A 25,353-nucleotide genomic window follows, 5' to 3' on the forward strand; every position below is an offset into this window, starting at 1 on the left:
CCGGCGATTCACTGGCTGGATCTCACCATGAATGCACCTCTGACCACCGCCCAGCAAACGCTGCTTACGCCCTTCGGCCTGGATGAAAACCAGCTGGAGACCGTGTTCGGCGAGTTGATGCGGCACGATCTGGATTATGCCGATCTCTACTTCCAGTACAGCCGTGCCGAGGCCTGGAGTCTGGATGAAGGCATCGTCAAATCCGGCAGCTTCAACATCGATCAAGGCGTTGGCGTGCGGGCGATTTCAGGCGAGAAGACCGCCTTTGCGTATTCGGATGATATCGGCCTGAACCCTTTGCTCGATGCCGCCCGCGCTACACGCGCCATCGGTCGGCAAGGTGGCAGCGGCACCGCCATGATCAGCCGCGCTTTGCCGCGCACCAGTTTGTATGCACCGGTCGATCCGCTGGCGAGTCTGGATGAAGCAGCCAAGGTGGTCTTGCTGGAAAAACTGGAAAAGGCCGCGCGCGCCATCGACAAGCGTGTGGTGCAGGTGATGGCCAGCCTCGCCTCCGAATACGAAGTGATCTTCATTGCCCGCCACGACGGACATCGCGCCGCCGATGTACGCCCGCTGGTGCGTCTGAGCGTGCAGGTGATCGTGGAAGAGAGTGGCCGGCGTGAGCAGGGCAGTGCGGGTGGCGGTGGCCGGTTCGATTACGGTTATTTCACCGATGCGGTTGTGCATGACTATGCGCAAAAGGCGGTCGATCAGGCGCTGCTCAACTTGAATGCACGCCCGGCGCCGGCTGGCGAAATGACCGTGGTGCTCGGTTCCGGCTGGCCCGGCATTCTGCTGCACGAGGCGATTGGTCACGGGCTGGAAGGCGACTTCAACCGCAAGGGCTCCAGTGCATTTGCTGGCCGGATCGGCGAGCGCGTGGCGGCCAAGGGTGTGACGGTGATCGACGATGGCACCATCCCGGATCGCCGCGGTTCGCTTAACGTTGACGACGAAGGTAACCCGACTCAACGTACAGTGCTGATCGAGGACGGCGTGCTCAAGGGCTACCTGCAAGACAGCCTGAACGCGCGCCTGATGGGCATGGGGCTAACCGGCAATGGTCGACGCGAAAGCTACGCCCACCTGCCGATGCCGCGCATGACCAATACCATCATGCTCGATGGCGATCGTGATCCGGCAGAGATTCTGGCGTCGGTAAAGCGAGGGTTGTACGCGGTCAACTTCGGTGGTGGTCAGGTCGATATCACCAGTGGCAAATTCGTGTTCTCGGCGGCCGAAGCGTGGTACGTGGAAGACGGCAAGATGCTGTACCCGGTGAAGGGCGCAACGCTGATCGGCAACGGGCCGGACGTGCTGACCAAGGTATCGATGATCGGCAACGATATGGCGCTCGACCCGGGCGTGGGTACCTGCGGCAAGGACGGGCAAAGCGTGCCGGTCGGCGTGGGCCAGCCAACGATGCGGATCGACGGCGGGCTGACCGTGGGCGGAACAGGCTGATCGGTGACATCCCCCATCGCCTCGACAATGACGGCAGCTTAGGCTGCCGTTGTTTATTGAAGCATTGAAAACGCTATTTCAGGAGAACGTGCTTGGTCCGCTTTGAAACGCTCGCCACGCAAAATGGCAAACAACTCGGTCTGATGGTGCTCGACGCCCCAGCACGCCTCAACGCACAAAATCTTGCCATGGTCTGGGCAATGCAGGAGCAACTGGATGCTTGGCGTGATGATCCCAATGTCGTGGCCATCGTCGTGCGCGGTGCGGGCGAACGGGCGTTTTGCGCTGGCGGCGATATCAAAGCGCTCTATGAAAGCATGTGCGATGAGGCGCTGATCGATGAGGCCGATGCCTTCTTCACGCACGAATACACCTTGTGCATGGAACTGCGCCGTTATCCGAAGCCGGTACTGGCGTGGGGTAACGGGGTCGTGATGGGCGGCGGATTCGGTTTGTTCGCATCGAGCAGCCACCGCGTCGTGACCGAAACCAGCCTGCTGGCGATGCCGGAAGTGGCGATCGGTCTGTTTCCGGATGTCGGCGCGAGCTACTGGTTGCACCAATTGGCCGATGGGGTCGGCCGGTTGATGGCTTTGTCCGGTATCCGCTTGAATGCGATCGATGCGGTAGAGGCTGGCGCCGCCGATGTGGCGTTGGCGTCGTCCGCGTGGCCATTGGTGCTCGACACGCTGGCAGAGCTGCCCTGGAGCGGCGGCGGGCATAGCGATGCGATTCTACTGGCCAATGCGCTGGGCGCGCTTGCTGCGGCACAACCGGCGCCGTTGCCGGAGTCGCTGTGGCAGCCGGTTCGCGACGAAGTCCGCACCTTGATGGATGGGGATGATCTGGCCGCGATTTCCGCGCGACTGTCTGCCTATGCTGGCGACAATGCCTGGCTTGGTGAGGCTGCTGCATCTCATCGCGTTGGCTCGCCGCATTCGGTCGCGCTGGCCTGGACAATGGCGCAACGTGCCCGCAATCTCACTGATATAGAACTGCTGGCGGTGGAGATTCGCATGGCCAAGTACTGCCTGCGCCACGGTGATTTCCGTGAAGGCGTTCGCGCCAAATTGATCGACCGCGACGGTGCGCCACGCTGGCGGAGCGCAAGCCTGGATCAGGTGCTGCAGGATGCAGCTACGGCCCTTGCTTGAGGGTTGCCGGGGTTGGTTCCGGAGTGGGCTAATTGGCTGGCGGACCGATTCAGCTTGAAACTTTCCCGGTCTGCCGCCATCTTATCGACTGCGATTCCAATGCAACGATCATTCAAGGAGAAGACCAACATGGAATTCAATACCGCCACCTACGGCGGCGCATCGCTCGCCGTTGAGCGCAACCGGGTGTTGCGCAACACCTACTTCCTGCTCGCCTTGTCGATGCTGCCGACTGCCGCTGGCGCGTTGTTGGGTATTGCCCTGCAATTCCACATGAGCGCCGGCTTTGGTTTGCTGCTGTTCTTTGGCGTTGCCTTCGGTTCGTTCTACCTGATCGAAAAAACCAAGGAAACCGCCGCCGGCGTGTTCATCCTGTTGGGTTTTACCGGCTTCATGGGCCTGTGGCTGTCGCAGATTCTGCAAGTCGCGCTACGGTTTTCGAACGGGCCTGAAATGATCGGCATGGCGGCCATCGGCACTGCCGCGATCTTCTTCTCGCTGGCTGCTGTCGCGACCGTGACCAAGAAGGATTTTTCCTTCATGGGCAAATTCCTGTTCATCGGCATGGTGATCGTGATTCTGGCCAGCATTGCCAATATCTTCTTCGCGATTCCGGCTGCCTCGCTGGCGATTTCGGTGGTGGTGCTGGGCATCTTCTCGGCTTACATCCTCTATGACGTGAGCCGTATCGTGAACGGTGGCGAGACGAACTACATCAGCGCCACGCTGCAGCTTTACCTCGACGTGTACAACGTTTTCGTGAGCTTGCTGAATATTCTGATGATGCTCACCGGCCGCCGCGACTAATCAGATTTGCCTGGTTAATCGCTGTTCAATCCATACAACGCCGCCTTTGGGCGGCGTTGTTGTTTCTGGTCCCTACGGTTTATTCCATATAGGCAAATCTGTATAGGGGTGCGATAGCAACCGCGTTATCCTGAACGCATATGCGCATCCAATCCTTCCTGACCCGCTTCATCGGCCAATGGCCGTGGCTGCTTGCCTATGCCGCTATCGGCATGATGGTGGCCGCGTTGGCGGGTTACGCGTGGATGGAAGATCAGCAGACGCGCGTTCAGCGTGAAAACACCATGATGCAAGACTTGCTGTGGCAACAGCAGGGCGTGCGCCTGTATCTGCAGACCAATCAGAATGCGCTGGAGAACATGGCTTACGGGCTTTCGGCCGGCGCGATCAATCCCACCGATTTCAATACCCGTGCCGATGCCTTGATGAAGGCGAGCCCGGAGCTGATGACGGTCGAGCATGTCGACATGGCCGGTCGCCGGCTGGGCGGGCTGCCGGTCTATAGCGAGCGGCCAAGTAGCTTGCCATCGCTGGATGATCCGCTGGTGCTGGAGGCGATTGATGGTGCCGCTACGCTGGGTTATCCGGTGTACAGCAATATCATCGAACATGAAGTCCCGACGGTGATCCTGGCGGTGCCGTATTTCCATGGCACTGTTTATCAAGGGGCGGTGCTGGCCAGCTATTCCTTGCCGCAATTGCTGCAACAGCGGATTCCATGGTGGATGGTGCAACGCTACGACCTTGCCTTGCTCGATGGCCGTGGTCTGTTGCTGGCGCCGACGGATGCGGTGCTCAAGATCGGGATCACGCGGGAAATTGGCTTCGAGCCACCCGGCCACGGCCTTCGATTGCGCGCCAGTTTGCGGAATGTGCCTACCAGTTGGTCGCTGCCGGCGCTGATTGTGCTCGTGTTGGTGTTGTTCGCGCTGTTGCTTTGGGCGCTGGCGCAGGTGCGCCGCCGGATGCGCGAGCGCTTGGCGGTCGAAGATGCATTGCACGATGAGATTCGCTTTCGCGCAGCGATGGAGCACTCGCTGATCACTGGCCTGCGGGCGATGGATGCCGAAGGCAAGCTGATCTACGTGAACCCGGCGTTCTGCAATATGGTCGGCTGGTCGGCTGAGGAGATGATCAATCTCAAGCCGCCATTCCCGTTCTGGCCGCCGGAGGAACTGACGCGCTGTGCGTCGGCCTATCAGGCGATTCTGAGTGGGCAGTCGCCAGTCAATGGCTTTCAGTTGCGTTTCATGAAGAAGAATGGCGAGCGTTTCGACGTTCGCCTGTATGCATCCAAGCTGGTCGATGGCCGCGGCGAGCATCGTGGCTGGATGGCGTCTCTGTATGACGTCACTGAGATCAAGCGTGAGCGTGAGGCGCTGGCGGCATCGCGCTCCCAGTTGCGTGCGGTGCTGGAAGGGCTGGAAGCGGCGGTATCGGTCACCGATGCCCACACCGGGCAGCTGCTGTACCGCAACCGTCACCATGCCTCTACCTTCGTCCTGCCGGTCGACGGCGACTACTGCCTGGTGCCGCTGCTGCCTGAAGATGCGCAGCTGGCCGAGTGCGCCGACCCGGTCAACGGCCGCTGGTATAGCGTGCAGCGGCGTAGTCTCGATTGGGTCGATGGTCGTGCGGTCTGGCTCGATATCGCTACCGACATTACCGACCTGCGCACCGCAGCCGAAGAAAGCCGGCTACGGAATGAGCGTCTGCAACACACGGCCCGGCTGGTCAGCATGGGCGAGCTGGCCTCCAGTCTGGCGCACGAACTGAACCAGCCGCTGGCGGCGATTTCCAGTTACGCCGCAGCAGGCGAGGGCTTGTTGAATGTCGAGCCGCCGGCCGTGAGTCGTACTCGTGAAGTGCTTGGCAAGATTGGTGATCAAGCTCGCCGTGCCGGGCAAATCATTCGCGGCATTCGCGATTTCGCCTCCAAGCGTGCGCCACGCGAGGAAGTCTGTCGGCTGGCCGACTTGCTGGCCGTGCCGTTGCAATTGCTTGAACCGATGGCGCGCAAGGCCCGCGTGAAGATCGTGCAGGAAATCCCCGCCGATTTGCCCCCATTTGTTGGCGACAGCGTGATGCTGGAGCAGGTGTTGTTCAACTTGCTCAAGAATAGTGTCGAGGCGATGGAAAGCCAGCCGATCAGCAAGCGCGAGATTCGTATTGGCGCGGTCAACATCGGCGAAGCGCTGGAAGTCACCGTGGCCGATCGCGGCCCCGGCTTGGCCGATCCGTCCACGTTGTTCCAACCGTTCAACAGCACCAAGCGTGACGGTATGGGCATTGGTTTGAATATTTGCCGTTCGGTGCTCGAACAGCACCGCGGCCATTTGCGCGCCGAGCCCAATCCGGGTGGAGGTTGCCGCTTCATTTGCCGGATACCGCTCCCGGCCGAACTTCCACTTGAAAAGGAAACCTCCTGATGCGCCCGATTGCCATCATCGACGATGACATTGCCGTTCGCGATTCTCTGTCCATGCTGTTTGAAACCCGCCACTGGCCAAGCCTTGGTTTTGACTCGGCCGAGGCCTTTCTGGGGGCGGCCAATGTGGCCGATTTCGGCTGTCTGATTGTCGATATCCGGATGACCGGCATGACCGGGCTGGAGTTGTACGGCGAGCTGAAAGGGGCAAGTTACCTGCCGCCCGTGCTGTTCCTGACCGGCCATGGCGATGTGCCGATGGCCGTTGCGGCAATCAAGGATGGCGCAGCCGATTTCCTTGAAAAGCCCTGCGATCACCGCGTGCTGGTGGCCAAGGTCGAGCAATACCTCGACGCGGATCAAACCGCACGTGGCGACTGGGAAGTGCGCCAGCACCTTGCGGAACGCCTCGCCAGCTTGACCCCGCGCGAGCGCGACGTGTTGCGCGAGTTGCTGGTTGGCCGTTTGAACAAGCAGATTGCCGATGTGCTCGATATCAGCATCAAGACGGTGGAAGTGCACCGGGCGCGGATCTATTCCAAGCTCAAGGTACGTTCTGGCGTGGAGCTGGCGGCGTTACTGCGGGACGTGGATTGGGATGTGTCGGCCTGACCCACGGGCGCGGGTCTTGTGGATAGGTAGGAGCAAGCTCGCGATTGTGACGCCAATCCATCGGTGCAATCGCGAGCAAGCTCGCTCCTCCAATTTGTGTAGCTAGTTGATGGCGCCTAGTTGCAGGGTGTAGCCGCTGCTGCTGCCACCCAGTCGCTGCATCAGCGGTGTGAAGAGCGCTTCATTGCCTTTGCTGGGTACGAAATTCAATGCGCCTTGAACCTTGCCGTTATTGGCAACGCTGCCTTGGCCTTGAATCGTCAGCGTGCCTTGCAGTGGCGCGACGTGCCAATTGATGCCATTGGCGTCACGCTGCGTTTCGATCCGGTAGCTACCGAACGGATTGGCTTGCGGCGTGATCACGGAGTGGGCGTCATTCAGTTGCAGGATCACGCCATCCCAAACCTTGGCACTGATTGCTTTGGCATCGATATTCAGATCGCCACCGATTTGCAGTGGCGCGAGTTTTTTATCCAATGCGAGCAGTGGCGCCAAAGGCAAAGTCACATGCACGTCCGAGACTTGCGCGCCGCGAATACCCATATCGACCAATGCTTGCCCAGGCTGTTGATTGTGTTGCATGGCGACTTGCCAACGCAAAGTGCCACGCAACAGGGCGGATGGTTGCCAATCCCAACGCAGATTCGACAATAGCAATTGGCCATTCGTACCGAATTGCGCCGCCCGGCCATGCCATACGGTGCCGCTGACTTCACCGAGTTGCCATGGTTTCGGAATAAAACCGGTCACCAGACTGGCTGGCAGGCGGAGCAACAAGAACAACACAAAGGCGATGACGCCGATCCACAACAAGCGTTTTCCCGCCACGTCAGCGCCCCACGGTCAATGAAAGTTGCACCATGCCATTGGTGCCGCCGAGTTGCGCTTGCTCGACATGGAGTCCGGCACTGCGTTCCAGCGCGGCAATCAGCTTGAGCGCGTCTTCGTGCTTCTGCCGGGCCACGTCGATCTTGATGCGTTCCTGCGGCAAGGCTTGCAGATCGGCCTTGATGCCATAACGGTCGAGCTGCGCTTGTACCGCGCTACGCAGATCGCCATCGGCCGGTGCCGCATTACCCGGCTGGCTTTTCACCGCACCGATGCCGCGCTGCAGTTCGATCAGGTCTTGTTGCAGGCGCGGCAACTGATTCTTGAGCCGTGTCTGGGCATTGGCGACCGGTTGCCATGCCAGCAAGTAAAGCAGCGCCGCCGCCACGATCACGCCACATATTGCGAGCAATGTTTGTTCGCGCGGATCGCGACCGGCCCAGAATTGCTTCAGCGCTGGTGCTAGCGGGATTTGTATCATGGTGTTTTCTCTTTCAGCGTCAGCGCGTTGCCGCTGTGCTCGACCTGAAACCCCGCAGCACCTAACCGCTTGGCCGCATCCGCGGCATCGCTACTGCTGATCGTCAATTGCACTGTGCCGCTCTGAAATTGCAGCTTGCTGAGCTGAACGCCGGGGCCAAGCGCCGGTTCGATGCGGGCCAGCAGGTCAACAAAGCGATGGCCGCTATCGCCACCCAAACCGGAGGAGCGCAGTTTGCTGGCGATTTGTAAGGCCGGGTCGACAATCGGCTCGCCCGGAAAAGCAGCCGCGTAGGTCTGACGCAGCTCGCGTTGCAAAGCCGTCGTTGCACTGCGCAATTGCAGCCATTGGGCTACTTCGCCGAGATAGAGGAGGCCAATCAGCACGGCCAGCAGCATCCCGACCCGTTTGAGTGGCTTCCAGTCGAGTTGCAACGCCGAACGCGCGGCGAACTCAACTTGCAGCACGTTGATGGACGTCGATTCGCGCAGGCTGGCGAGCACGTCGGCCAGCGTGACGGATTGCAGCGTGGCCTCTGCGGGGATCAGGCTTTGGGCAACGGCTTGGTCATCCAATTGGACGATCTGACCATCTGGCGCTTGCAACACGCCGCCCCGTTGCGAGCCGTCCTGGAAGGATATCCAGCGCCAGTCTGTTACCTGCTCCGCGAGTGCATGGGCCGCGGCAGGATGACGACCTGCCTGCTCGAAATGATCCAGCCACTGGCACAGCCATGCGCGGTCGCTGATGAGCACGGTCGTTTGACCATCGCGCGTCTGGTTGAAGCAAATATGCAAGGCATCCAGCGGCGCGAGCAAACGGTCTTCGAGCACGTTCAAGATCAACGGCCGCAGACGGTGCCTCGGACTGCGTGGCAACGAAAGCTGGTGGATGCTCAGTTGCGGCGGCGCCAGCAATAGCTCAAGGCGTTGGGCCGGCGGCAGGTCAGTCAGCGGGCTGATGCCTTGGGCGAGCAACTGGCCGCTGGCGTCGAATGCCAACCAGTCGAGCGCATGGGAGGCATCTGTCGCTTCAGGCAACAGGACGCAAAGGCGGTGGCAGGGCTGGGAGTGGGGAGTTTGTGTCACGATCCGTCGCGAGTAGGGCGGATGGAAAATCGGGTTCGGCGGCGAGTATGACATAAAGTTTGTAGCTTGCCTCACCCGCTACAGTCAGCAGCAAGCTGAGCATGAAAAAGCCCGACATCAGCCGGGCTTTTTTGGAGCTAGGTGCAACGTGCTGCCGCTTACTTTTTCAATGTTTGCAGGTATTTGTCTGCATCCAGTGCCGCCTGGCAACCGGTGGCGGCCGAGGTAACCGCTTGGCGGTAGATGTGATCCTGCACGTCACCAGCCGCGAATACGCCGGCAACGCTGGTCAGCGTGGCGTTGCCGTCACGGCCGCCCTTGGTGATCAGGTAGCCGGTGCTATCCATTTCCAGCTGGCCTTTGAACAGATCGGTGTTCGGCTTGTGGCCGATGGCAATGAATACGCCGGTCACGTCCAGATCGTGGGTGCTGCCATCTACGGTCGACTTGAGGCGCGCGCCGGTCACACCGGAGGCATCGCCCAATACTTCGCCCAGTGTGTTGTTGAGCGAGAGGGTGATCTTGCCGGCTTCGACTTGCTCTTTCAGGTGATCGACGAGAATGGCCTCGGCGCGGAACGTATCGCGACGGTGCACCAGCGTGACATGGCTGGCGATATTGGCGAGATACAGCGCTTCTTCAACAGCGGTGTTGCCGCCGCCGACCACGGCAACCTTCTGGCCGCGATAGAAGAAGCCATCGCAGGTGGCGCAAGCGGAAACACCGCGGCCGGCGAATGCTTCTTCCGACGGCAAGCCAAGATATTGGGCGGATGCGCCGGTGGCGATGATCAGCGCATCGCACGTGTATTCACCGGAATCGCCGATCAGTTTTTTCGGGTTGGAATGCAGATCGACCGTATGGATATGGTCGAAGATCATTTCGGTACCGAAACGCTCGGCATGCTTCTGGAAGCGTTCCATCAGCTCCGGGCCTTGCACGCCATCGGCGTCGGCCGGCCAGTTGTCCACGTCGGTGGTGGTCATCAGCTGACCGCCTTGGGCGAGGCCCGTGACCAGTACCGGCTTGAGGTTGGCGCGAGCGGCATAAACGGCGGCGGTGTAGCCGGCCGGGCCGGAGCCGAGGATCAAGAGACGCGAATGTTTGGCTGCCATGGTCGATATCCTTGAATGCAATCTGTGGGTGGTCTATGGATTGCCGCATAGTTTAAAGCGTGATGTGCCGCGCTTCTAATCGATTGTGGCTATGGCCGCGATTGCCCGGGGTTGTTCGGCAATATCAAGGTTGGCGCTGCGGCTTTGCGTCGGGTGCCGAGTCGATAATGTCTAGTGATTGCGCTAGGCTTTGTCTTATTCAACTGCTTCCCTATTTTATTTTCCTGATGCCAGACCTGCTCCGACGCCCCGCTTTCCTTTCTGCGCTTGCCGATTTGCGTCGCTGGCCTGTGCGGCGCGTGCTGCTCAAGCAGATTTATTTCACCGGCGTAGAAGCGCTGCTGATGATGTTGATCGTCGGTTTCGTGCTTGGCGGCATTGTGGTCAGCCAATTGCATGATCAATACGGTCAGAGTCGCGAGGCTTCACTGCGCTTGCTGGCGAGCCTTACGTTCAGCGAGCTCAGTCCCTTGTTCACGGCGCTGATCCTGGTTGCGCGTTCTTCATCTGCAGTAGCGAGCGAGCTCGCCGCGATGAAAGTACACGGCGAACTTTCCAGCCTGGCGCGGATGGGGATTCCGTTGGCCTCATACTTGATCGTGCCCCGCCTGGTGGGGATGACGATTTCCGCCGCAGCACTGGCGCTCTATCTGGCTCTGGCGGCGCTGCTGGGTGGCGTGGTGTTGTCTTCCGGATGGGACATTACTTATCAGGTGGTGTTGCTGGACCGCATCATGCAACCGTCGATGCTGATTGTGTGTGTGTGCAAGGGTGCGTTATTCGGTTTTATCGCCGTGGTATTGGCGTGCTGGGTGGGCTTGTCTGCTCAGCCTTATGTCACCGAGATTCCCAAGGCATCGTCGCGCGCGGTGATGCGTGGCCTGTTGGCGGTATTCCTGCTCGATTTTGGTTGGTCCTTGCTGGCATGAGTCAAGTTGAAGATGTGCTAACGGCATTGCCCGCTTGTGTGGCGGGCGAGGTGTATCGCTTGCCACCCGAGATCACGCTGGTTGATCAGCTGTTCGTCGAATTGAGTGGTGAGCAGCCGGGTTGCGTTGCGCTGTTGGCGCTGGCCGATAGCTTGTTAAGCAACCTGCGCGTGTGGGAAAACCTGATTTTGCCCGCGTGCTACCATCGGCACGCCCACACGGCACAGCTGGAATCACGAGTGGTTGATGCGCTGCAATTGCTGAATATCGAGGAATCCGTGCGCAAGCCGCTGCTGGATTCGCTGCCCTCCGGGCTGGATATCCAGCGCAAGCGTGAACTGGTCTTGGCGCGGGCCTTTATACAAGCGCCGCATTATGTGTTGGTCGAGCCGCTCTGGCTGGATTGGGCGAGCGACCTGCCGCTGTGGCAGGCATTGGCCGCGCAGTCGGTGGTTTTGATTGTGGGTGGCAACGAAGGGCGGCCGCTGCTGGACGTCAGTCCGCTACGGGATCAAGAAATGCAGGATCAAACATGAATTACCTGAACGACAGCGATCCGCGGTTTCGCCTGCTTGGCTTGCGGGTGGGCAGTTTTGGCGGTTTGGCGCTGCTGCTCGTTTGCGTGTTGATCGCGGTGCTCGGTCTGCGCCAAGGCTATTTCGTGCCCAAGACCCGCTTGCATTTCATTGCCGAAAATGGCGCCGGCCTGATTCCGGGCATGCAGGTGCGATTGTCTGGCTTCAAGGTTGGCGTGGTCGACAAGGTGTCGCTGAATGAGCAGGCCAAGGTGGATGTCGACCTGCTGGTAGAAAGCCGCTACATGAAATGGGTGAAGCCGGATTCGCAAGCCAGTCTGCTACAGGATGGCTTGCTGGGTGATCACTTCATCGAGATCGTCGGCGGTTCGCCGAATCTGAATCAGCTGTCGGAAGGCGGCAAACTGGCCTTTGCACCGGCGTTGGGGTTTGCGGACATCGCGCTGGATTTGCGTCAGCGCGTCATTCCTATTATCGAATCGGCGCAAACTACGCTTGATTACGTCAATGACCCCAAGGCGGATATTCGCCAGACGCTGGCAAACTTCAAGGCACTGTCCAGCGAAATGAGGCAAACGCGCGCTTCGGTCGAGCAGCTGCTGGGCAAACTCGACAAGGTAGCTGGTGAAGACGTGCCCGCTACGCTGCAATCGACCCGCCAAGTGCTGGACCGTACCGACCGCACGATTGCCGAGGTGGAAAGCCGCTTGCCTGGTGCGCTGGATCAGTTGAATCAAACCTTGATCAACGCCAACCACGTGGCTAGCGAAGCTGCCGCGCTGGTGAATACGGGCCGCCGGGTGGTCGATGAGGCCGCACCGCACCTGCCGGGCATGATTCGTAATGGCGACTCGATTTTGCGCACCACTCGCGAAGCGCTCGATGGTGCATCGCGTAGTTGGCCGTTAAAAAACTGGGTGGTGACGCCAACTGCGTCGGCACCGCTGCCGGATAGTCGCCAATGACCCTGCCGACAATTGCGATGTTGAAAAGATTGCTGCCTGTTTACCTGCTGCTGCTGGCCGCATGCGGTAGTGCCCCGGTCGAGCAAAAACCGGCGCGCGTGCAGCTTGCCGAAGCGGCGGTGTTGGCAGCCAATCGGTCGACGCAGGTCGGCGCGGATCAGGATGCGGTCGCCTATTGGCAAGATGCACTTGATGCTTATGCCAGCATCGATCATTGGGCCGGGCAGGGGGAGGCACGGTTGGGCTTGGCGCAGGGGCTGGCGCGCTTGGCGCGGCGCGATGAGGCGCACAAGGTGTTGGCTGGCATGCCGGAAGAGCACTTATATCCAGACGAAGTTCGGGCAAGGGCGGCATACCAGCAGGCGTTGTTGTTGATCGATCGTAATCAGCCCGATACAGGGGAGGCGGATCGAGTCGCACGCTTGACCAGCGCACGTGAACGACTCGGGGTTGCCCGGCAACTGTGTGGTGCAGCGTGCGGCTGGAGTCCCCGTCTTGACAACGTTGAGGCCAAGCTTGAAATCGGAGCCGGCCACGACGAGCGGGCAGCGCAAATATTGGGTGGTTTGCTGGCGCGCAACGATGTGCCGTCTGGCGAACGAGCTCACGCCCTGAGACTTTCGGCTGAAGTGGCTCTGCGGGCTGGTGATGCGGAAGCAGCTAAAAAGTCGATCAACGAAGCCTTGGTGCTGGATCGGCAACTTGCCGAGCCCGCCTACCTGATTGACGACTATTTGGTGTTGCGGCAGGCGTTGAGCGCGGATGCTGCTGCGCAGGCCGAAGTGGATAAGCGGCTCGATGCGCTGTGCTCAGTTTTCGCCGGCCCACCTTGCCGGGGCCGCTGATCAGTCAGACATGTGGCTGTTCAGCTTGAGCGGACCCCCTCGATTCTGGTATGCTCTTGCGTCTCTTTGCTGGATGGTCCGGTAAACGAGAAATCTTCCCGATTCGCCCTTAAGGGTGCTTGTGCTGTTTAGTTAATCAAATCAGCCAAGTGTCGCGCGAATCGGTAGGCCCTAACCCTTATGGAGTTTTAAATGTCTGTCAGCATGCGTGAAATGCTCGAGGCCGGTGTTCACTTCGGCCACCAAACCCGTTACTGGCACCCGAAGATGGGTCAATACATCTTCGGTGCGCGCAACAAGATTCATATCATCAACCTCGAAAAGACTCTGCCGCTGTTCGAAGAGGCAGTGAAATTCGTTCGCCGCCTGTCCGCTAACAAGGGCACTGTCCTGTTCGTTGGCACCAAGCGTCAAGCACGCGAAATCGTTGCTGAAGAAGCGCAACGCGCAGGCGTTCCTTTCGTTGATCACCGTTGGCTCGGCGGCATGCTGACCAACTTCAAGACGGTCAAGCAATCGATCAAGCGTCTGGAAGAAATCCAGACTGTCCTGGCTGACGAAAACAGCGGCTACGGCAAGAAAGAACTGCTGGATATGCAGCGCGAAGTTGAAAAGCTCGAGCGCTCGCTCGGCGGTATCAAGGATATGAAGGGTCTGCCGGACGCGATCTTCATTATCGATACCGGCTATCAGCACGGTACCGTCGTTGAAGCCAAGAAGCTGGGCATTCCGGTGATCGGCGTGGTTGATACCAATAACGACCCGCAAGGCATCGATTACATCATCCCGGGTAACGATGACTCCAGCCGCGCTATCCGCCTGTACGCTCGCGGCATCGCTGATGCGGTTCTGGAAGGTCGTAACCAGGCTGTTCAGGAAATCGTTGCGGCTGCCAACGCCGAAGCGTAATCCGGACGCATTAGCATCCATCGAAAAAGGGGCGAACAAGCCCCTTTTTCGTAACTGACAAGATTGAAACTGCAAGATTGACCGAATCTGGAGACTGACATGGCTGAAATTACCGCAAAGATGGTTGCCGAGCTGCGCGAAGCAACTGGCTTGGGCATGATGGAATGCAAGAAGGCGCTGGTCGAATCCAACGGCGACATCAAGGCTGCGGAAGAGCTGCTGCGCATCAAGTCCGGCAACAAGGCATCCAAGATGGCTGGCCGTACCGCTGCTGAAGGCGTGGTTGTTGCCTTCATTTCCGACGACAAGAAGGTTGGCGCGCTGATCGAAGTGAACTGTGAAACCGACTTCGTGGGCAAGGATGAAGGCTTTGTTGCTTTCGCCAAGGCTGCAGCGAAGGCTGTTGCCGTGTCCAGCCCGGCAGATGTTGAAGCGCTGGCTGCCGCCAAGACCGACTCCGGCGAATCCGTTGAAGATCTGCGCAAGGCGATTATCGCCAAGCTCGGTGAAAACATGACCCTGCGTCGCTTCCAGCGCTATGAAACCGCAGGCCAACTGGCTGCTTACCTGCACGGTTCCAAGATCGGCGTGTTGGTCGAGCTGGGTGCTGGCGATGACGCGCTGGGCAAGGATATCGCTATGCATATCGCTGCTGCCAAGCCGGTTTGTGTCGACAAGAGCCAGGTTCCGGCTGAACTGCTGGAAACCGAACGCAAAATCTTCTCGGCTCAGGCTGCTGAATCGGGCAAGCCGGCTGATATCGTTGCCAAGATGGTTGAAGGCCGCATCAACAAGTACCTGGCCGAAGTGACCCTGCTGGGTCAGCCGTTCGTGAAGAACCCGGACGTGACGGTTGAGAAGTTGCTGGCCGACAAGGGTGCCAAGGTCAACGCATTCACGATGTTTGTCGTGGGCGAAGGCATTGAGAAGAAAGTGGTGGACTACGCTGCCGAAGTTGCTGCCGCAGCCAAGCTTTAAGTCTATCCTGCAGGCAAATGTTATTTGGCCTGTGATGTTGTAAACAGAAACGCCGCGCGGCGACGCGCGGCGTTTCTGCACCTGATTGTTTGATTCGCTGTTTGATTCTATTTTGCAATCGCTCGTGCCTGGTAGCGATTACAATCACGACCGATTGCAAAGTGGAATAGATATTCATCCTCGCCCATATAAAGGACACCTCAATGAGCCAAGCACCCAAGTACAAACGCATTTTGCTGAAACTCTCTGGCGAGGCCCTGATGGGCGACGATAGTTACGGCATCAATCGTGCGACGATCGAGCGCATCGTCGGCGAGATCAAGGAGGTTGTTGATCTGGGCGTGCAGGTTGGGGTGGTGATTGGTGGCGGTAACATCTTCCGCGGTGTTGCCCCGGCAGCGGCAGGCATGGATCGCGCAACGGCCGACTACATGGGGATGCTCGCCACCGTAATGAATGCGCTGGCGCTGCAAGACGCCATGCGCCACGCCGGCATTGTTAGCCGCGTGCAGTCCGCACTCACCATTCAGCAAGTCGCCGAGCCCTATATTCGCGGCAAGGCAATCCGTTATCTGGAAGAAAACAAGGTAGTGATTTTCGGTGCCGGTACCGGTAACCCGTTCTTCACGACCGATACTGCTGCCGCGCTACGTGGCATGGAGGTTGGCGCTGATATCGTTCTCAAGGCCACCAAGGTTGACGGCGTTTACACCGATGATCCCAAGAAGAACCCGGACGCCGTGCGCTATCAGACCGTGACATTCGATGAAGCCATTGGCCGCAATCTGAAAGTGATGGATGCAACCGCCTTTGCGCTCTGTCGCGACCAGAAGATGAACATCAGTGTGTTCAGTATTTTCAAGCAGGGTGCGCTCAAGCGGGTCGTGCTTGGGGAAGACGAAGGCACGCTGGTACACTGCTAAAGATTTTCCAGACGGCTTGCCCTTGGGTGAGCCCGCAAACAGGCGGAGGACTCCGCCTGTTTTGTTTAGTCTGTTTCGTATTCGTCATAAGGAGTACACGATGACCGCAGAAGTCAAAAAAACCGCTGACACCAAGATGCAGAAAAGCATCGAAGCCTTGAAGCTCAATCTCGCCAAGGTACGTACTGGCCGTGCCCATACCGGCATCCTCGATCATGTGATGGTTGATTACTACGGCAACCCGACGCCGATCAACCAAGTGGCCAACGTGACGCTGCTCGATGCGCGCACGATTGGCGTACAAGCTTGGGAAAAGCCGATGGTGGCCAAGGTGGAAAAGGCCATTCGTGATTCGGATCTTGGTTTGAATCCGGCTTCCATGGGGGACGTGATTCGCGTGCCGATGCCGATGCTGACCGAAGAGCGCCGCAAGGAACTGACCAAGGTTGTGAAGGGCGAAAGTGAAGATGCTCGTGTTGCGGTGCGCAACGTTCGCCGTGATGCCAACGAACAGCTGAAGAAGTTGGTGAAGGATAAGGAAATTTCTGAAGACGACGAGCGTCGTGGGCAGGACGATATCCAGAAGCTGACCGATAAATACATTGCCGAAATTGACAAGCTCTACGCGGAAAAAGAAAAAGAGCTGATGACAGTTTAAAGATGTTAGGCTTACTAAATAGTTAAAATCAGCGTTCGAGCAAAAAAGATGTTCAAAAGTTCCACCCAATCGATTCCAGATGAATGCTGCGGCGTGCCAAGGCATGTCGCGGTGATCATGGATGGCAATGGTCGCTGGGCAAAAAAACGCCTCATGCCGCGTGTATTCGGGCATAAGAAAGGTGTCGATGCGCTGCGGGAAACGATCAAATCCTGCGATGCGATGGGCGTCGAGTTCCTGACCGTTTTTGCATTCAGCAATGAAAACTGGCGTCGCCCCGCGGATGAGGTCTCCTTCCTGATGGGGCTGTTTCTGCAGGTGCTCGCCGGTGAAATCGAACGCATGCACGAAAAGCAGATCCGGTTGCAGATCATCGGCAACCGGAGCCGTTTTGCCCCCGAACTGCTCAAGCTGATCAATGACGGTGAGCAGAAAACGGCAGCAAATACCGGCCTCACACTGAGCATCGCGGTCGATTATGGTGGTCGCTGGGATGTCATCCAGGCAACACAACGCATGCTGGCTGATCGGCCTGAATTGATTGCGGGTTTCGAAGAAACAGATCTCGCGCCGTATCTGGCTATGGCCTATGCCCCCGAGCCCGATCTGTTCATTCGCACCGGTGGCGAGCAGCGGATCAGCAACTTCCTGCTATGGCAGCTTGCCTATACCGAGCTGTATTTCACCGACATGCTGTGGCCGGATTTCGATCGTGCTGCATTGCAGACGGCGGTCGACTGGTTCCGCGGGCGTGAACGGCGCTTTGGCCGGATCAGCGAGCAAGTCCAGCCAGTTTCCTGATCCATGCTCAAGACTCGCATTCTGACGGCACTGGTATTGATCCCGCTGGTGCTGATTGCCTTGTTCCTTGCGCCGCCAGCTGCATGGGCTGCATTCGTTACCCTTGTCATCGCTTTGGCTGCGTGGGAGTGGACGCGTCTGTCTGGCATGAGTGGCTTGCTCAAGACGGTTTACCCGGTTTTAACGGCCCTTGCGTTTGTCGGGCTGGCCTTTGGCATCCGCAATCCATTGCAGATTTTCGGCTTGATGTTAGGGGCAAGTTTGTTCTGGTGTGTGCTTGCGCCGCTTTGGCTAAGCCGGAAATGGCGATTGGGTGATGCAGGCAATCTGAATCTGCTGCTGGGCTGGGCTGTGTTGCTGCCAGCCGGTGAAGCCATGCTGATTCTGCATGGTGGCGTTTCTGGCGGATGGGCATTGCTGAGCGTGCTGGCCATTGCCTGGGTTGCCGACACCGCCGCTTATTTTAGTGGAAAAGCATTTGGTCGCCGTAAACTGGCACCCTCGATTAGCCCGGGAAAGAGTTGGGAGGGTGTGATCGGCGCGCTGATTGCGATTTCCATTTACGCCATTTGCCTGCCCAAAACACTCTTTGCGCCAGCCAATCTGCCGGTCTGGGCTTGGGTCCTGGTGGGGTGGGCGCTGACCGCCGTCAGTATTGTCGGCGATTTGCTTGAGTCGCTGTTCAAGCGCCAATCCGGCATCAAGGACAGCAGTAATTTGCTGCCTGGCCATGGTGGCGTGCTGGATCGTATCGATAGCCTGCTGGCTATCTTGCCGCTGGCGACAACCCTGTCGCTCTATCCTGTTTTATTTTCGTCGCCGCTATAAGTCGTTACCTCTCGCGGGGATAGGTGCACCATGAATTCCGTCCATCACACCCTGACCATCCTCGGCGCGACCGGCAGCATCGGTGTTAGTACGCTGGATGTTGTCGCTCGCCACCCTGATCGCTTCACCGTTTATGCGCTGACCGGCGCTAGCCAGCTCGATAAGCTGCTTGCACAGTGCCTGCAGTTCCGGCCGAAATTCGCGGTTGTGCTCGATGAAGGCATCGCTGATCGCCTGCAAGGCCGTCTGCGTGAAGCGGGTTCGGAGACCCAAGTCCGTTGCGGGGAAGAGGCGCTGGTTGAAGTTGCGACTGCACCGGAAGTGACCGCTGTGATGGCCGCCATCGTTGGTGCCGCTGGCATGAAGCCAACCCTCGCTGCTGCGCAGCTTGGTAAGCGCATATTGCTCGCCAACAAGGAAACCCTGGTATTGGCAGGCCGCCTGTTCATGGATGCGGTCAATGCCAGTGGGGCAGAGCTGCTGCCGATCGATAGCGAACACAATGCGATCTACCAAGTGTTGCCCCGCGCCCATCGCGAGCATCCCTATGCGCAGACGCTCGCGGATGTTGGCGTGCGGCGGATTTTGCTCACCGCATCGGGCGGACCATTCCGTACTCGGCCGGTTGAAACTTTTGCGGCGATTACGCCGGCCGAAGCGGTCAAGCATCCGAACTGGTCGATGGGTCGCAAGATTTCGGTCGATTCAGCCAGCATGATGAACAAAGGGTTGGAAGTTATCGAGGCGCGTTGGCTGTTCAATGCTTCCGTCGATGAAATTTCGGTGGTTGTGCATCCACAAAGCATCGTGCATTCGATGGTCGAGTATGCAGATGGCTCGGTACTGGCGCAGCTCGGCACGCCTGACATGCGCACGCCGATTGCCTACGGCTTGGCTTACCCGGAGCGGGTGGAAAGTGGCGTGAGGTCCCTCGATCTGTTCTCGGCCGGCCGTCTTGATTTCGAAGCGCCAGATCTGCAACGCTTCCCCTGTTTGCGTTTGGCCTTCGAAGCGTTGCGTGCTGGCGGTGCGGCAACCGCCGTGTTGAACGCTGCCAACGAGATTGCAGTTGAGGCCTTCCTGGAGGATGGGCTCGCATTTACCCGTATCCCGGAACTGATTGAATCTGTGTTGACCGAATGCGTATCCAGTTGCCAAGCAACAAATCTGGATCAGTTGCTGTACGCTGATGCGCTGGCAAGAGAAGCTGCGAGGCGTTGGCTAGCCAAGCGCCGCTCATCGTAATTCGTTTCCAAGGATTCCCATGCATCTCGTGATCACCATTGCCGCTTTTGTGGTCACGCTGGCCATCCTCGTCACGATTCATGAATACGGTCATTACTGGGTGGCGCGACGTTGCGGTATCCGGGTACTGACCTTCTCAATCGGTTTTGGCAAGCCGATCTATTCTTGGCAGCGTGGTGCAACACGCTGGCAAATTGCCGCAATTCCACTCGGCGGCTACGTCAAGATGCTCGACGAGCGTGAAGCGCCAGTTGCCGAGTCAGAACGTCGGTTTGCGTTCAATGCCCAGCCCCCCTTGAAGAAAATGGCCGTTGTTGTGGCCGGCCCATTGGCAAACTTGCTGCTGGCTTTGGTGCTCTACACCGGTCTCAACATCTATGGTATCGACACCATCAAGCCTGAAATCGGGAGTGTCACCGTTGACTCGATCGCTGAAAAAGCCGGCTTGAAATCGGGTGAGCAGATCGTTGCCGTCAATGGAGAGGCCGTTGGCAATTGGGATGAATTGTTCCTGCAAATATTGAGCGTGGTGGGTGACGGCAAGGTGCTCTTGCAGGTGCAAACCGAAAATGGCGCTCAGCGACCGGTTACGCTCTCGTTTGTCGAATTAGGGCGTGCTGCATTCGATGCCAAATTGCTGGCGAACCTAGGTATCTCGCCGTGGCCGCTGACTGCGCGCATCGAAGCCATTGAGCCGGATGGTGCGGCTGCCAAGGCTGGCCTGCAAGCGGGGGATGAGCTGTTGGGGTTGAACGGCGTACCACTCAAACAGTGGTCTCAATTGCAGGCGGTACTTTTACATGACGGCAGCAAAGCAATCACGCTGCTTGTAAAGCGCCAATCGCAACAATTCACAATCACCGTGCAACCCAAGGTGCTCACGCAGAACGGCGTGACGTTAGGGCGGCTCGGCGTTCAGCCGGCGATGGATGAAACTCGCTGGAACAAAACGCAGATTCACGTCCGCTATGCGCCGGTCGAGGCCCTGCAAGTCGCAGCCAAGACCTTGTGGCTGCAGACAAAACTGACATTGACGATGTTTGGCCACATGCTGACCGGCAAAGCGTCACTCAAGCAGGTGAGCGGCCCGTTGACGATTGCCGATGTTACCGGCCAAAGTATCCGCCTTGGCATCGCGCCGTTCATCAATACCCTGGCCCTGATCAGCCTGAGTTTAGGGGTGTTGAACCTGCTGCCGGTGCCGGTGCTGGACGGCGGGCATTTGATGTATCATACCGCCGAACTCCTGACCGGCCGGCCCGTGCCCGCCAGCGTCGAAGCCATCGGTCAGCGCATCGGACTTGCTTTCCTGATCGGTCTGATGTCGCTGGCCTTGTTCAACGATTTCCATCGATTCCTATTCGGTTGACCGTTCTGCGGTCTTTGCCCGATCCGAGACAATGACACTCAAACCGCTCTCCTTGCTGCTTGCTGCAGCGCTCGGCTCCGTCAGTATCCACGCCTTCGCCCTTGACCCGTTCACGGTCAAGGACATCCGCGTGGAAGGCCTGCAACGTACTGATGTCGGTACTGTGTTCAACTACTTGCCGATCAAGGTCGGCGAGCGTTTCGATGACGCCAAGGCCAGTGACGCCATCAAGGCGCTCTATGCCACCGGGTTCTTCGATGACGTTCGGATCGAGTCTGATGGCAATGTGCTGATCGTGACTGTCGAAGAGCGGCCGACCATTTCGCAGATCAATGTCAACGGTGCCAAGCTGCTGGAAAAGGACGACATCAAGAAAGCGCTCAAGACGCAAAACTTTGCGGAAGGGCGCATTTTTGACCAGGGCTTGCTGGATCAGGCGGTCCAGGAGCTGAAACAGCAGTACTACGGCCGCGGCCGTTACTCGGTGATCGTCAAGACGACAGTCACCAAGCTGGAGCGCAACCGCGTCGGGGTACAGTTCGATCTGTCCGAAGGTGTGCCGGCCAAGATCCAGCAGATCAATATCGTCGGCAACAAGGTGTTTTCAGAAAGCGATTTGCTGGAACAGTTGTCACTGACCACGCCGGGCTGGATGACGTGGTACACCCGTACTGACCAATATTCGAAGCAAAAGCTGTCGGCGGACCTGGAAAAGCTGCGCTCGTTCTACCTTGACCGTGGCTATCTCGAATTCAGCCTGGATTCCAACCAGGTGGCCGTGTCTGAAAACCGCGAAGACATGTATCTCACGGTCAATGTGACCGAAGGCCCGCAGTACACCATTGGTGACATCAAGGTGGCTGGCGATACCGTCGTGCCGCATGATGAATTGACCAAGCTGATCGAAGTGAAAAAGGGCGAGATTTTCTCGCGCGAAAAACTCAACAAGTCGACTGCGGCCATTTCGGACCGACTGGGTAACGAGGGCTACGCGTTTGCCAACGTGAACGCCGTGCCGGAACTCGACAAAGACAAGCACATTGCCAGCTTCACGTTCTATGTCGACCCGGGTCGCAAGGTATACGTCCGCAAGATCAATATCAGCGGTAATAACCGCACGCGGGATGCCGTCATCCGGCGCGAGTTGCGCCAAGTGGAATCCGCTCCGTACGACGGTTCGAAGATCAAGCGTTCGAAGCAACGTCTGGACCAGCTGGATTACTTCAGCGAAGTCAACATCGATACGCCGATTGTCCCGGAAGCCACCGATCAGGTTGATGTGAACGTCAGCGTGGCCGAGAAGAAAACCGGTTCGTTCAATATCGGTGTCGGCTACGGCCAAAGCGAAGGGGTCGTGCTGATCCTGTCCCTATCGCAGAACAACTTCCTTGGCAGCGGCAAGCAATTCACCGTCGATCTCAACACCAGTAAATCGGTCAAGGTCTACTCGTTCGGTCTCGTCGATCCGTACTTCACACCGGATGGTGTGTCGCTGGGTTGGAGCGCCTATCGCCGCGATGCAGATGCATCCAATCTGGGTATTGGTAACTACACCACGTCGGCGCTGGGTGGCGGTGCGCAGTTCGGTATCCCGGTTTCCGAAACCAATCGAATCAACTTCGGCCTGAACTATGAGCGGATGCGGATTCTGACCAACTCCTCTTCTCCGCAACGCGTGCTGGCGTTCGTCAATCAGCATGGTGAAACGGTAAACACCTATTCGCTCAATACGTCGTTCTCACGTGATTCCCGTGACAGCGCGTCGTATCCAACCACAGGGATGTATTCCAACATCGCTGGCGAGGTCGCTACTCCGCCGTCGACAGTCAAATATGCCAAGCTGACGGCCAAGAACGACTGGTTTGTACCACTCACCAAGGATTTCACCGTGATGTGGGGAATCGAAGGCGGCTTGGGTAAATCCTATGGCGGCAATGAATTCCCGTTCTACAAGAATTTCTATGTCGGTGGCGTCGATAGTCTGCGCGGCTTTGCCTATGGCACGGTCGGTCCGAAGGACGAAAACAATAACGGTGCCGGTGGCAACAAGTACGCCACCAGCAAGGTTGAGCTGCTGTTCCCGATGCCCGGCATGAAAAACGATAAATCCACACGCCTGAGCTTGTTTGCGGATAGCGGTGCAGCGTGGGGGCAAGGCACCAAGCCGAATTTCGCTGATTTGCGTTATTCCGCCGGCATGGCGTTCACCTGGATTTCTCCGGTTGGCCCGATCAAGTTGAGCTACGCCAAGCCGTTCAAGGCTGAGGAGGGCGACAAGCTCGAGAAATTCCAATTCCAATTGGGCCAGGTGTTCTGATCCAGCAACCTATGGAAGAAGTCGCTTGATTCGTATCGGGAAAGATCAAATGAAAAAACTGTTATTGGGTTTAATGCTGTGTCTCACGTCGATGGTGGGGCTGGCTGAGACAAAAATCGGTTTTGTCGATACTGAGCGCATCTTGCGTGAGTCAGCACCTGCGGTTCGCGCAGCCAAGAAGCTTGAGCGCGAGTTCGACAATCGCCGCAACGAATTGCAGAAAGTCACCACGCAGGGCAAGGCGCTGCAGGCGCAACTCGACAAAGGTGGCTTGCCGGATGACGATCGCAAGGCGAAGGAACGTGAATTGGTGCGTCTGAATCAGGATTTTCAGCGCATTCAGCGTGAATTGAACGAAGACCTCAATACGCGTCGCAATGAAGAGCTTGCCGGGCTGCAGGAACGCGTCAACAACGCGATCCAGCAAATCGCGAGCGCTGAGAAGTACGACCTGATCCTGCAGGAAGCCGCGTACCGCAATCCGAAAATCGACATTACCGACAAGGTGCTCAAGCTGTTGTCGGACAGTAAATGAGCCAAGGCATTACCTTATCCGTGCTCGCTAGCCAGTTGGGTGGCGAGCCGCGGGGCGATGATGTGTTGATTGATCGGGTGGCATCGCTGGAATCGGCAGATGAACGCTCGCTCGCATTTCTTGCCAACCCGAGGTTCAAGGTGCAGTTGGTGGCTAGCCGGGCTGGTGCCGTGGTCCTGAAGGCTGCAGATGCGCAGGGCTTGGCCCGACCACATATCGTTGCTGCCGATCCGCAGTTGTTCTTTGCCCGTGCAGCACAATTGCTGCATCCGCAGCCAGCAGTGATTGCTGGTGTTCATCCTGCGGCAAGCGTTAGCGCTGAAGCGTTTGTCGATCCCAGTGCAGAAATCGGCCCGGGCGCAGTTGTGGAAGCTGGCGCAAAAATCGGTCGTAACGTCGTTTTGATGGCAAATGCGTATGTTGGGCGTGATGCGTCGATCGGCGAGGGCAGCAGACTCTATCCGCAAAGCTGCGTGATGGATCGTTGCGAGATCGGTGCGCGGGTGATTTTGCACCCGGCTGCGATTATCGGTGCGGATGGCTTTGGCAATGCTTGGGCGACCGATCACTGGGAAAAGATTCCGCAACTTGGCCGCGTCATCATTGGCGACGATGTCGAGATCGGCTCTTGCACCACAGTTGATCGCGGTGCTTTGGAAGATACGGTGATCGGGCAGGGGGCACGGCTCGATAACCTGATTCAGGTGGCGCACAACGTGCAGGTCGGTGCACACACCGCCATGGCAGCCTGTGTCGGCATCGCCGGTTCGACCAAGATCGGGGCGCGTTGCCAGATTGGTGGTGCGGCCATGATCAGTGGTCATCTGGAAATTTGTGATGGCGTGGTCGTGCTTGGCGGCACGCTCGTCGCCAAGACGATTCACCAGTCCGGTGTGTATTCGGGTTCTTACCCGATGCAAGAGCACGGTGACTGGCTCAAGAATGCCGCGCAGGTGCGCCATCTCAATGAGTTGGTGCAGCGGGTCAAGCAACTCGAAAAACAAGTGATGGCCTTGGGTGCAGCACCCGGGGCATCTGGAGAGGAAGAAAAATGAGTCAAATGCTGGATGTGATGGAGATCATGAAGCATCTCCCGCATCGTTATCCGTTCCTGCTGGTTGATCGGGTGCTCGAACTGGAGCCCGGCAAGTCGATCAAGGCGCTCAAGAACGTGACGATCAACGAGCCGTTCTTTCAAGGGCACTTCCCGACCTATCCGGTGATGCCGGGCGTGTTGATTCTTGAAGCGCTGGCGCAAGCGGCTGGTGTGCTGTCGTTCAAGACCGTGACGGAGCAGCCGTCCGAAGAGACGCTGTATTTCTTCGCTGGCATTGATAACGCGCGCTTCAAGCGCCAAGTCGTGCCGGGCGATCAGCTGACGCTCTACGTGGAAATCGTGGCTCACAAACGTGGCATCTGGAAGTACAAGGCGACGGCAAAGGTGGGTGACGAACTCGCCGCCGAAGCCGACCTGATGTGTGCGCAGCGCGAAGTCAAGCGCTGATCCCTGCCCTGAACCCTCGAACTATCAAAGC

Annotated in this window: 25 protein-coding genes; 21 read left to right on the top strand and 4 right to left on the bottom strand. The window is 58.2% G+C overall.

What is annotated here, in order from left to right; all coding sequences use genetic code 11:
* The first annotated feature begins 27 nt into the window (after nucleotides 1–27).
* The 5 genes from tldD to BR41_RS08675 all read left to right on the top strand — a co-directional run bounded on the left by tldD (nucleotide 28) and on the right by BR41_RS08675 (nucleotide 6,468).
* On the top strand, nucleotides 28–1,467 hold the full coding sequence (gene tldD / locus BR41_RS08655) for a metalloprotease TldD (RefSeq protein ID WP_035055298.1): 1,440 nt from the start codon (nucleotides 28–30) through the stop codon (nucleotides 1,465–1,467).
* Between the two features lie 92 nt (nucleotides 1,468–1,559).
* Nucleotides 1,560–2,621 (top strand): enoyl-CoA hydratase/isomerase family protein, encoded by a 1,062-nt coding sequence (locus BR41_RS08660; protein WP_051710516.1) that lies wholly within the window; start codon nucleotides 1,560–1,562, stop codon nucleotides 2,619–2,621.
* 129 nt (nucleotides 2,622–2,750) lie between these two features.
* Nucleotides 2,751–3,428, top strand: a complete 678-nt coding sequence (locus BR41_RS08665) for a Bax inhibitor-1/YccA family protein (RefSeq protein WP_035055584.1) — start codon at nucleotides 2,751–2,753, stop codon at nucleotides 3,426–3,428.
* Nucleotides 3,429–3,568: 140 nt separating this feature from the next.
* Nucleotides 3,569–5,857 carry a PAS domain-containing sensor histidine kinase gene (locus tag BR41_RS08670; RefSeq protein WP_035055301.1) on the top strand — a complete coding sequence of 763 codons (2,289 nt, stop codon included), beginning with the start codon at nucleotides 3,569–3,571 and terminating at the stop codon, nucleotides 5,855–5,857.
* The gene (locus tag BR41_RS08675; protein ID WP_035055304.1) at nucleotides 5,857–6,468 is read left to right on the top strand and encodes a response regulator transcription factor; all 612 of its coding nucleotides are present in this window, start codon (nucleotides 5,857–5,859) and stop codon (nucleotides 6,466–6,468) included. The genes BR41_RS08670 and BR41_RS08675 overlap by 1 nt, the downstream gene beginning before the upstream one ends.
* A gap of 102 nt (nucleotides 6,469–6,570) precedes the next feature.
* On the opposite strand, the gene gspN is transcribed toward BR41_RS08675, so the two are convergent.
* The 4 genes from gspN to trxB form a co-directional block, all read right to left on the bottom strand.
* A complete protein-coding gene (gene gspN, locus BR41_RS22805; protein WP_051710518.1) occupies nucleotides 6,571–7,296 on the bottom strand; it encodes a type II secretion system protein N in 726 nt (241 codons plus the stop codon).
* 1 nt (nucleotide 7,297) lies between these two features.
* A complete protein-coding gene (locus BR41_RS08685) occupies nucleotides 7,298–7,777 on the bottom strand; it encodes a type II secretion system protein M (protein ID WP_035055307.1) in 480 nt (159 codons plus the stop codon).
* On the bottom strand, nucleotides 7,774–8,817 hold the full coding sequence (gene gspL / locus BR41_RS08690) for a type II secretion system protein GspL (RefSeq protein WP_035055309.1): 1,044 nt from the start codon (nucleotides 8,815–8,817) through the stop codon (nucleotides 7,774–7,776). Before gspL ends, BR41_RS08685 begins: the two co-directional genes overlap by 4 nt.
* A 206-nt stretch (nucleotides 8,818–9,023) precedes the next feature.
* Nucleotides 9,024–9,980, bottom strand: coding sequence for a thioredoxin-disulfide reductase (gene trxB / locus BR41_RS08695; protein WP_035055312.1), 957 nt, complete (start codon nucleotides 9,978–9,980; stop codon nucleotides 9,024–9,026).
* 227 nt (nucleotides 9,981–10,207) lie between these two features.
* On the opposite strand from trxB, the gene BR41_RS08700 reads away from it, so the two are divergent.
* The 16 genes from BR41_RS08700 to fabZ all read left to right on the top strand — a co-directional run bounded on the left by BR41_RS08700 (nucleotide 10,208) and on the right by fabZ (nucleotide 25,322).
* Entirely contained in the window at nucleotides 10,208–10,909 is a 702-nt protein-coding gene (locus tag BR41_RS08700; RefSeq protein WP_035055315.1) for an ABC transporter permease, read from the top strand.
* Nucleotides 10,906–11,445 carry a hypothetical protein gene (locus BR41_RS08705; RefSeq protein ID WP_035055318.1) on the top strand — a complete coding sequence of 180 codons (540 nt, stop codon included), beginning with the start codon at nucleotides 10,906–10,908 and terminating at the stop codon, nucleotides 11,443–11,445. The genes BR41_RS08700 and BR41_RS08705 overlap by 4 nt, the downstream gene beginning before the upstream one ends.
* Nucleotides 11,442–12,410, top strand: coding sequence for an MlaD family protein (locus BR41_RS08710; RefSeq protein WP_035055321.1), 969 nt, complete (start codon nucleotides 11,442–11,444; stop codon nucleotides 12,408–12,410). Before BR41_RS08705 ends, BR41_RS08710 begins: the two co-directional genes overlap by 4 nt.
* Nucleotides 12,407–13,255 (top strand): hypothetical protein, encoded by an 849-nt coding sequence (locus tag BR41_RS22810; RefSeq protein WP_051710520.1) that lies wholly within the window; start codon nucleotides 12,407–12,409, stop codon nucleotides 13,253–13,255. Before BR41_RS08710 ends, BR41_RS22810 begins: the two co-directional genes overlap by 4 nt.
* Before the next feature lie 192 nt (nucleotides 13,256–13,447).
* On the top strand, nucleotides 13,448–14,164 hold the full coding sequence (gene rpsB / locus BR41_RS08725) for a 30S ribosomal protein S2 (protein ID WP_035055331.1): 717 nt from the start codon (nucleotides 13,448–13,450) through the stop codon (nucleotides 14,162–14,164).
* 99 nt (nucleotides 14,165–14,263) lie between these two features.
* Entirely contained in the window at nucleotides 14,264–15,142 is an 879-nt protein-coding gene (gene tsf, locus BR41_RS08730; RefSeq protein WP_035055334.1) for a translation elongation factor Ts, read from the top strand.
* A gap of 203 nt (nucleotides 15,143–15,345) precedes the next feature.
* Nucleotides 15,346–16,065 (top strand): UMP kinase, encoded by a 720-nt coding sequence (pyrH, locus tag BR41_RS08735; protein WP_035055337.1) that lies wholly within the window; start codon nucleotides 15,346–15,348, stop codon nucleotides 16,063–16,065.
* 100 nt (nucleotides 16,066–16,165) lie between these two features.
* A complete protein-coding gene (frr, locus tag BR41_RS08740) occupies nucleotides 16,166–16,723 on the top strand; it encodes a ribosome recycling factor (protein ID WP_035055340.1) in 558 nt (185 codons plus the stop codon).
* A 48-nt stretch (nucleotides 16,724–16,771) separates the two neighbouring features.
* Nucleotides 16,772–17,524, top strand: a complete 753-nt coding sequence (uppS, locus tag BR41_RS08745; protein WP_035055343.1) for a polyprenyl diphosphate synthase — start codon at nucleotides 16,772–16,774, stop codon at nucleotides 17,522–17,524.
* A 3-nt stretch (nucleotides 17,525–17,527) separates the two neighbouring features.
* Nucleotides 17,528–18,352 (top strand): phosphatidate cytidylyltransferase, encoded by an 825-nt coding sequence (locus BR41_RS08750; RefSeq protein WP_035055346.1) that lies wholly within the window; start codon nucleotides 17,528–17,530, stop codon nucleotides 18,350–18,352.
* A gap of 30 nt (nucleotides 18,353–18,382) precedes the next feature.
* Complete coding sequence (gene ispC / locus BR41_RS08755; RefSeq protein ID WP_035055349.1) at nucleotides 18,383–19,597, top strand: 1-deoxy-D-xylulose-5-phosphate reductoisomerase; 1,215 nt, start codon at nucleotides 18,383–18,385, stop codon at nucleotides 19,595–19,597.
* 19 nt (nucleotides 19,598–19,616) lie between these two features.
* Nucleotides 19,617–20,966 carry an RIP metalloprotease RseP gene (rseP, locus tag BR41_RS08760; RefSeq protein ID WP_035055352.1) on the top strand — a complete coding sequence of 450 codons (1,350 nt, stop codon included), beginning with the start codon at nucleotides 19,617–19,619 and terminating at the stop codon, nucleotides 20,964–20,966.
* Between the two features lie 31 nt (nucleotides 20,967–20,997).
* The gene (gene bamA / locus BR41_RS08765; RefSeq protein WP_035055355.1) at nucleotides 20,998–23,283 is read left to right on the top strand and encodes an outer membrane protein assembly factor BamA; all 2,286 of its coding nucleotides are present in this window, start codon (nucleotides 20,998–21,000) and stop codon (nucleotides 23,281–23,283) included.
* 49 nt (nucleotides 23,284–23,332) lie between these two features.
* Nucleotides 23,333–23,818, top strand: a complete 486-nt coding sequence (locus BR41_RS08770; RefSeq protein ID WP_035055357.1) for an OmpH/Skp family outer membrane protein — start codon at nucleotides 23,333–23,335, stop codon at nucleotides 23,816–23,818.
* Entirely contained in the window at nucleotides 23,815–24,873 is a 1,059-nt protein-coding gene (lpxD, locus tag BR41_RS08775) for a UDP-3-O-(3-hydroxymyristoyl)glucosamine N-acyltransferase (RefSeq protein ID WP_035055360.1), read from the top strand. The genes BR41_RS08770 and lpxD overlap by 4 nt, the downstream gene beginning before the upstream one ends.
* Nucleotides 24,870–25,322: a 3-hydroxyacyl-ACP dehydratase FabZ gene (gene fabZ / locus BR41_RS08780; protein ID WP_211251704.1), complete on the top strand. Its 453-nt coding sequence runs from the start codon at nucleotides 24,870–24,872 to the stop codon at nucleotides 25,320–25,322. The genes lpxD and fabZ overlap by 4 nt, the downstream gene beginning before the upstream one ends.
* Nucleotides 25,323–25,353 lie beyond the last annotated feature (31 nt).

This window comes from Andreprevotia chitinilytica DSM 18519 (genome assembly GCF_000711875.1).
In the GTDB taxonomy this organism is placed as follows: Bacteria; Pseudomonadota; Gammaproteobacteria; order Burkholderiales; family Chitinibacteraceae; genus Andreprevotia; species Andreprevotia chitinilytica.

What these genes read in the sequence shown, in the direction of transcription:
- fabZ (WP_211251704.1), top strand. Translation starts at nt 24,870, where the DNA reads ATGAGTCAAATGCTGGATGTGATGGAGATCATGAAGCATCTCCCGCAT.
- BR41_RS08705 (WP_035055318.1), top strand. Translation starts at nt 10,906, where the DNA reads ATGAGTCAAGTTGAAGATGTGCTAACGGCATTGCCCGCTTGTGTGGCG.
- BR41_RS08665 (WP_035055584.1), top strand. Translation starts at nt 2,751, where the DNA reads ATGGAATTCAATACCGCCACCTACGGCGGCGCATCGCTCGCCGTTGAG.
- uppS (WP_035055343.1), top strand. Translation starts at nt 16,772, where the DNA reads ATGTTCAAAAGTTCCACCCAATCGATTCCAGATGAATGCTGCGGCGTG.
- BR41_RS08685 (WP_035055307.1), bottom strand. Translation starts at nt 7,777, where the DNA reads ATGATACAAATCCCGCTAGCACCAGCGCTGAAGCAATTCTGGGCCGGT.
- BR41_RS08710 (WP_035055321.1), top strand. Translation starts at nt 11,442, where the DNA reads ATGAATTACCTGAACGACAGCGATCCGCGGTTTCGCCTGCTTGGCTTG.
- BR41_RS08750 (WP_035055346.1), top strand. Translation starts at nt 17,528, where the DNA reads ATGCTCAAGACTCGCATTCTGACGGCACTGGTATTGATCCCGCTGGTG.
- BR41_RS08675 (WP_035055304.1), top strand. Translation starts at nt 5,857, where the DNA reads ATGCGCCCGATTGCCATCATCGACGATGACATTGCCGTTCGCGATTCT.
- BR41_RS22810 (WP_051710520.1), top strand. Translation starts at nt 12,407, where the DNA reads ATGACCCTGCCGACAATTGCGATGTTGAAAAGATTGCTGCCTGTTTAC.
- frr (WP_035055340.1), top strand. Translation starts at nt 16,166, where the DNA reads ATGACCGCAGAAGTCAAAAAAACCGCTGACACCAAGATGCAGAAAAGC.
- tldD (WP_035055298.1), top strand. Translation starts at nt 28, where the DNA reads ATGAATGCACCTCTGACCACCGCCCAGCAAACGCTGCTTACGCCCTTC.
- trxB (WP_035055312.1), bottom strand. Translation starts at nt 9,980, where the DNA reads ATGGCAGCCAAACATTCGCGTCTCTTGATCCTCGGCTCCGGCCCGGCC.
- bamA (WP_035055355.1), top strand. Translation starts at nt 20,998, where the DNA reads ATGACACTCAAACCGCTCTCCTTGCTGCTTGCTGCAGCGCTCGGCTCC.
- tsf (WP_035055334.1), top strand. Translation starts at nt 14,264, where the DNA reads ATGGCTGAAATTACCGCAAAGATGGTTGCCGAGCTGCGCGAAGCAACT.
- BR41_RS08770 (WP_035055357.1), top strand. Translation starts at nt 23,333, where the DNA reads ATGAAAAAACTGTTATTGGGTTTAATGCTGTGTCTCACGTCGATGGTG.
- rpsB (WP_035055331.1), top strand. Translation starts at nt 13,448, where the DNA reads ATGTCTGTCAGCATGCGTGAAATGCTCGAGGCCGGTGTTCACTTCGGC.
- rseP (WP_035055352.1), top strand. Translation starts at nt 19,617, where the DNA reads ATGCATCTCGTGATCACCATTGCCGCTTTTGTGGTCACGCTGGCCATC.
- lpxD (WP_035055360.1), top strand. Translation starts at nt 23,815, where the DNA reads ATGAGCCAAGGCATTACCTTATCCGTGCTCGCTAGCCAGTTGGGTGGC.
- ispC (WP_035055349.1), top strand. Translation starts at nt 18,383, where the DNA reads ATGAATTCCGTCCATCACACCCTGACCATCCTCGGCGCGACCGGCAGC.
- BR41_RS08670 (WP_035055301.1), top strand. Translation starts at nt 3,569, where the DNA reads ATGCGCATCCAATCCTTCCTGACCCGCTTCATCGGCCAATGGCCGTGG.
- BR41_RS08700 (WP_035055315.1), top strand. Translation starts at nt 10,208, where the DNA reads ATGCCAGACCTGCTCCGACGCCCCGCTTTCCTTTCTGCGCTTGCCGAT.
- pyrH (WP_035055337.1), top strand. Translation starts at nt 15,346, where the DNA reads ATGAGCCAAGCACCCAAGTACAAACGCATTTTGCTGAAACTCTCTGGC.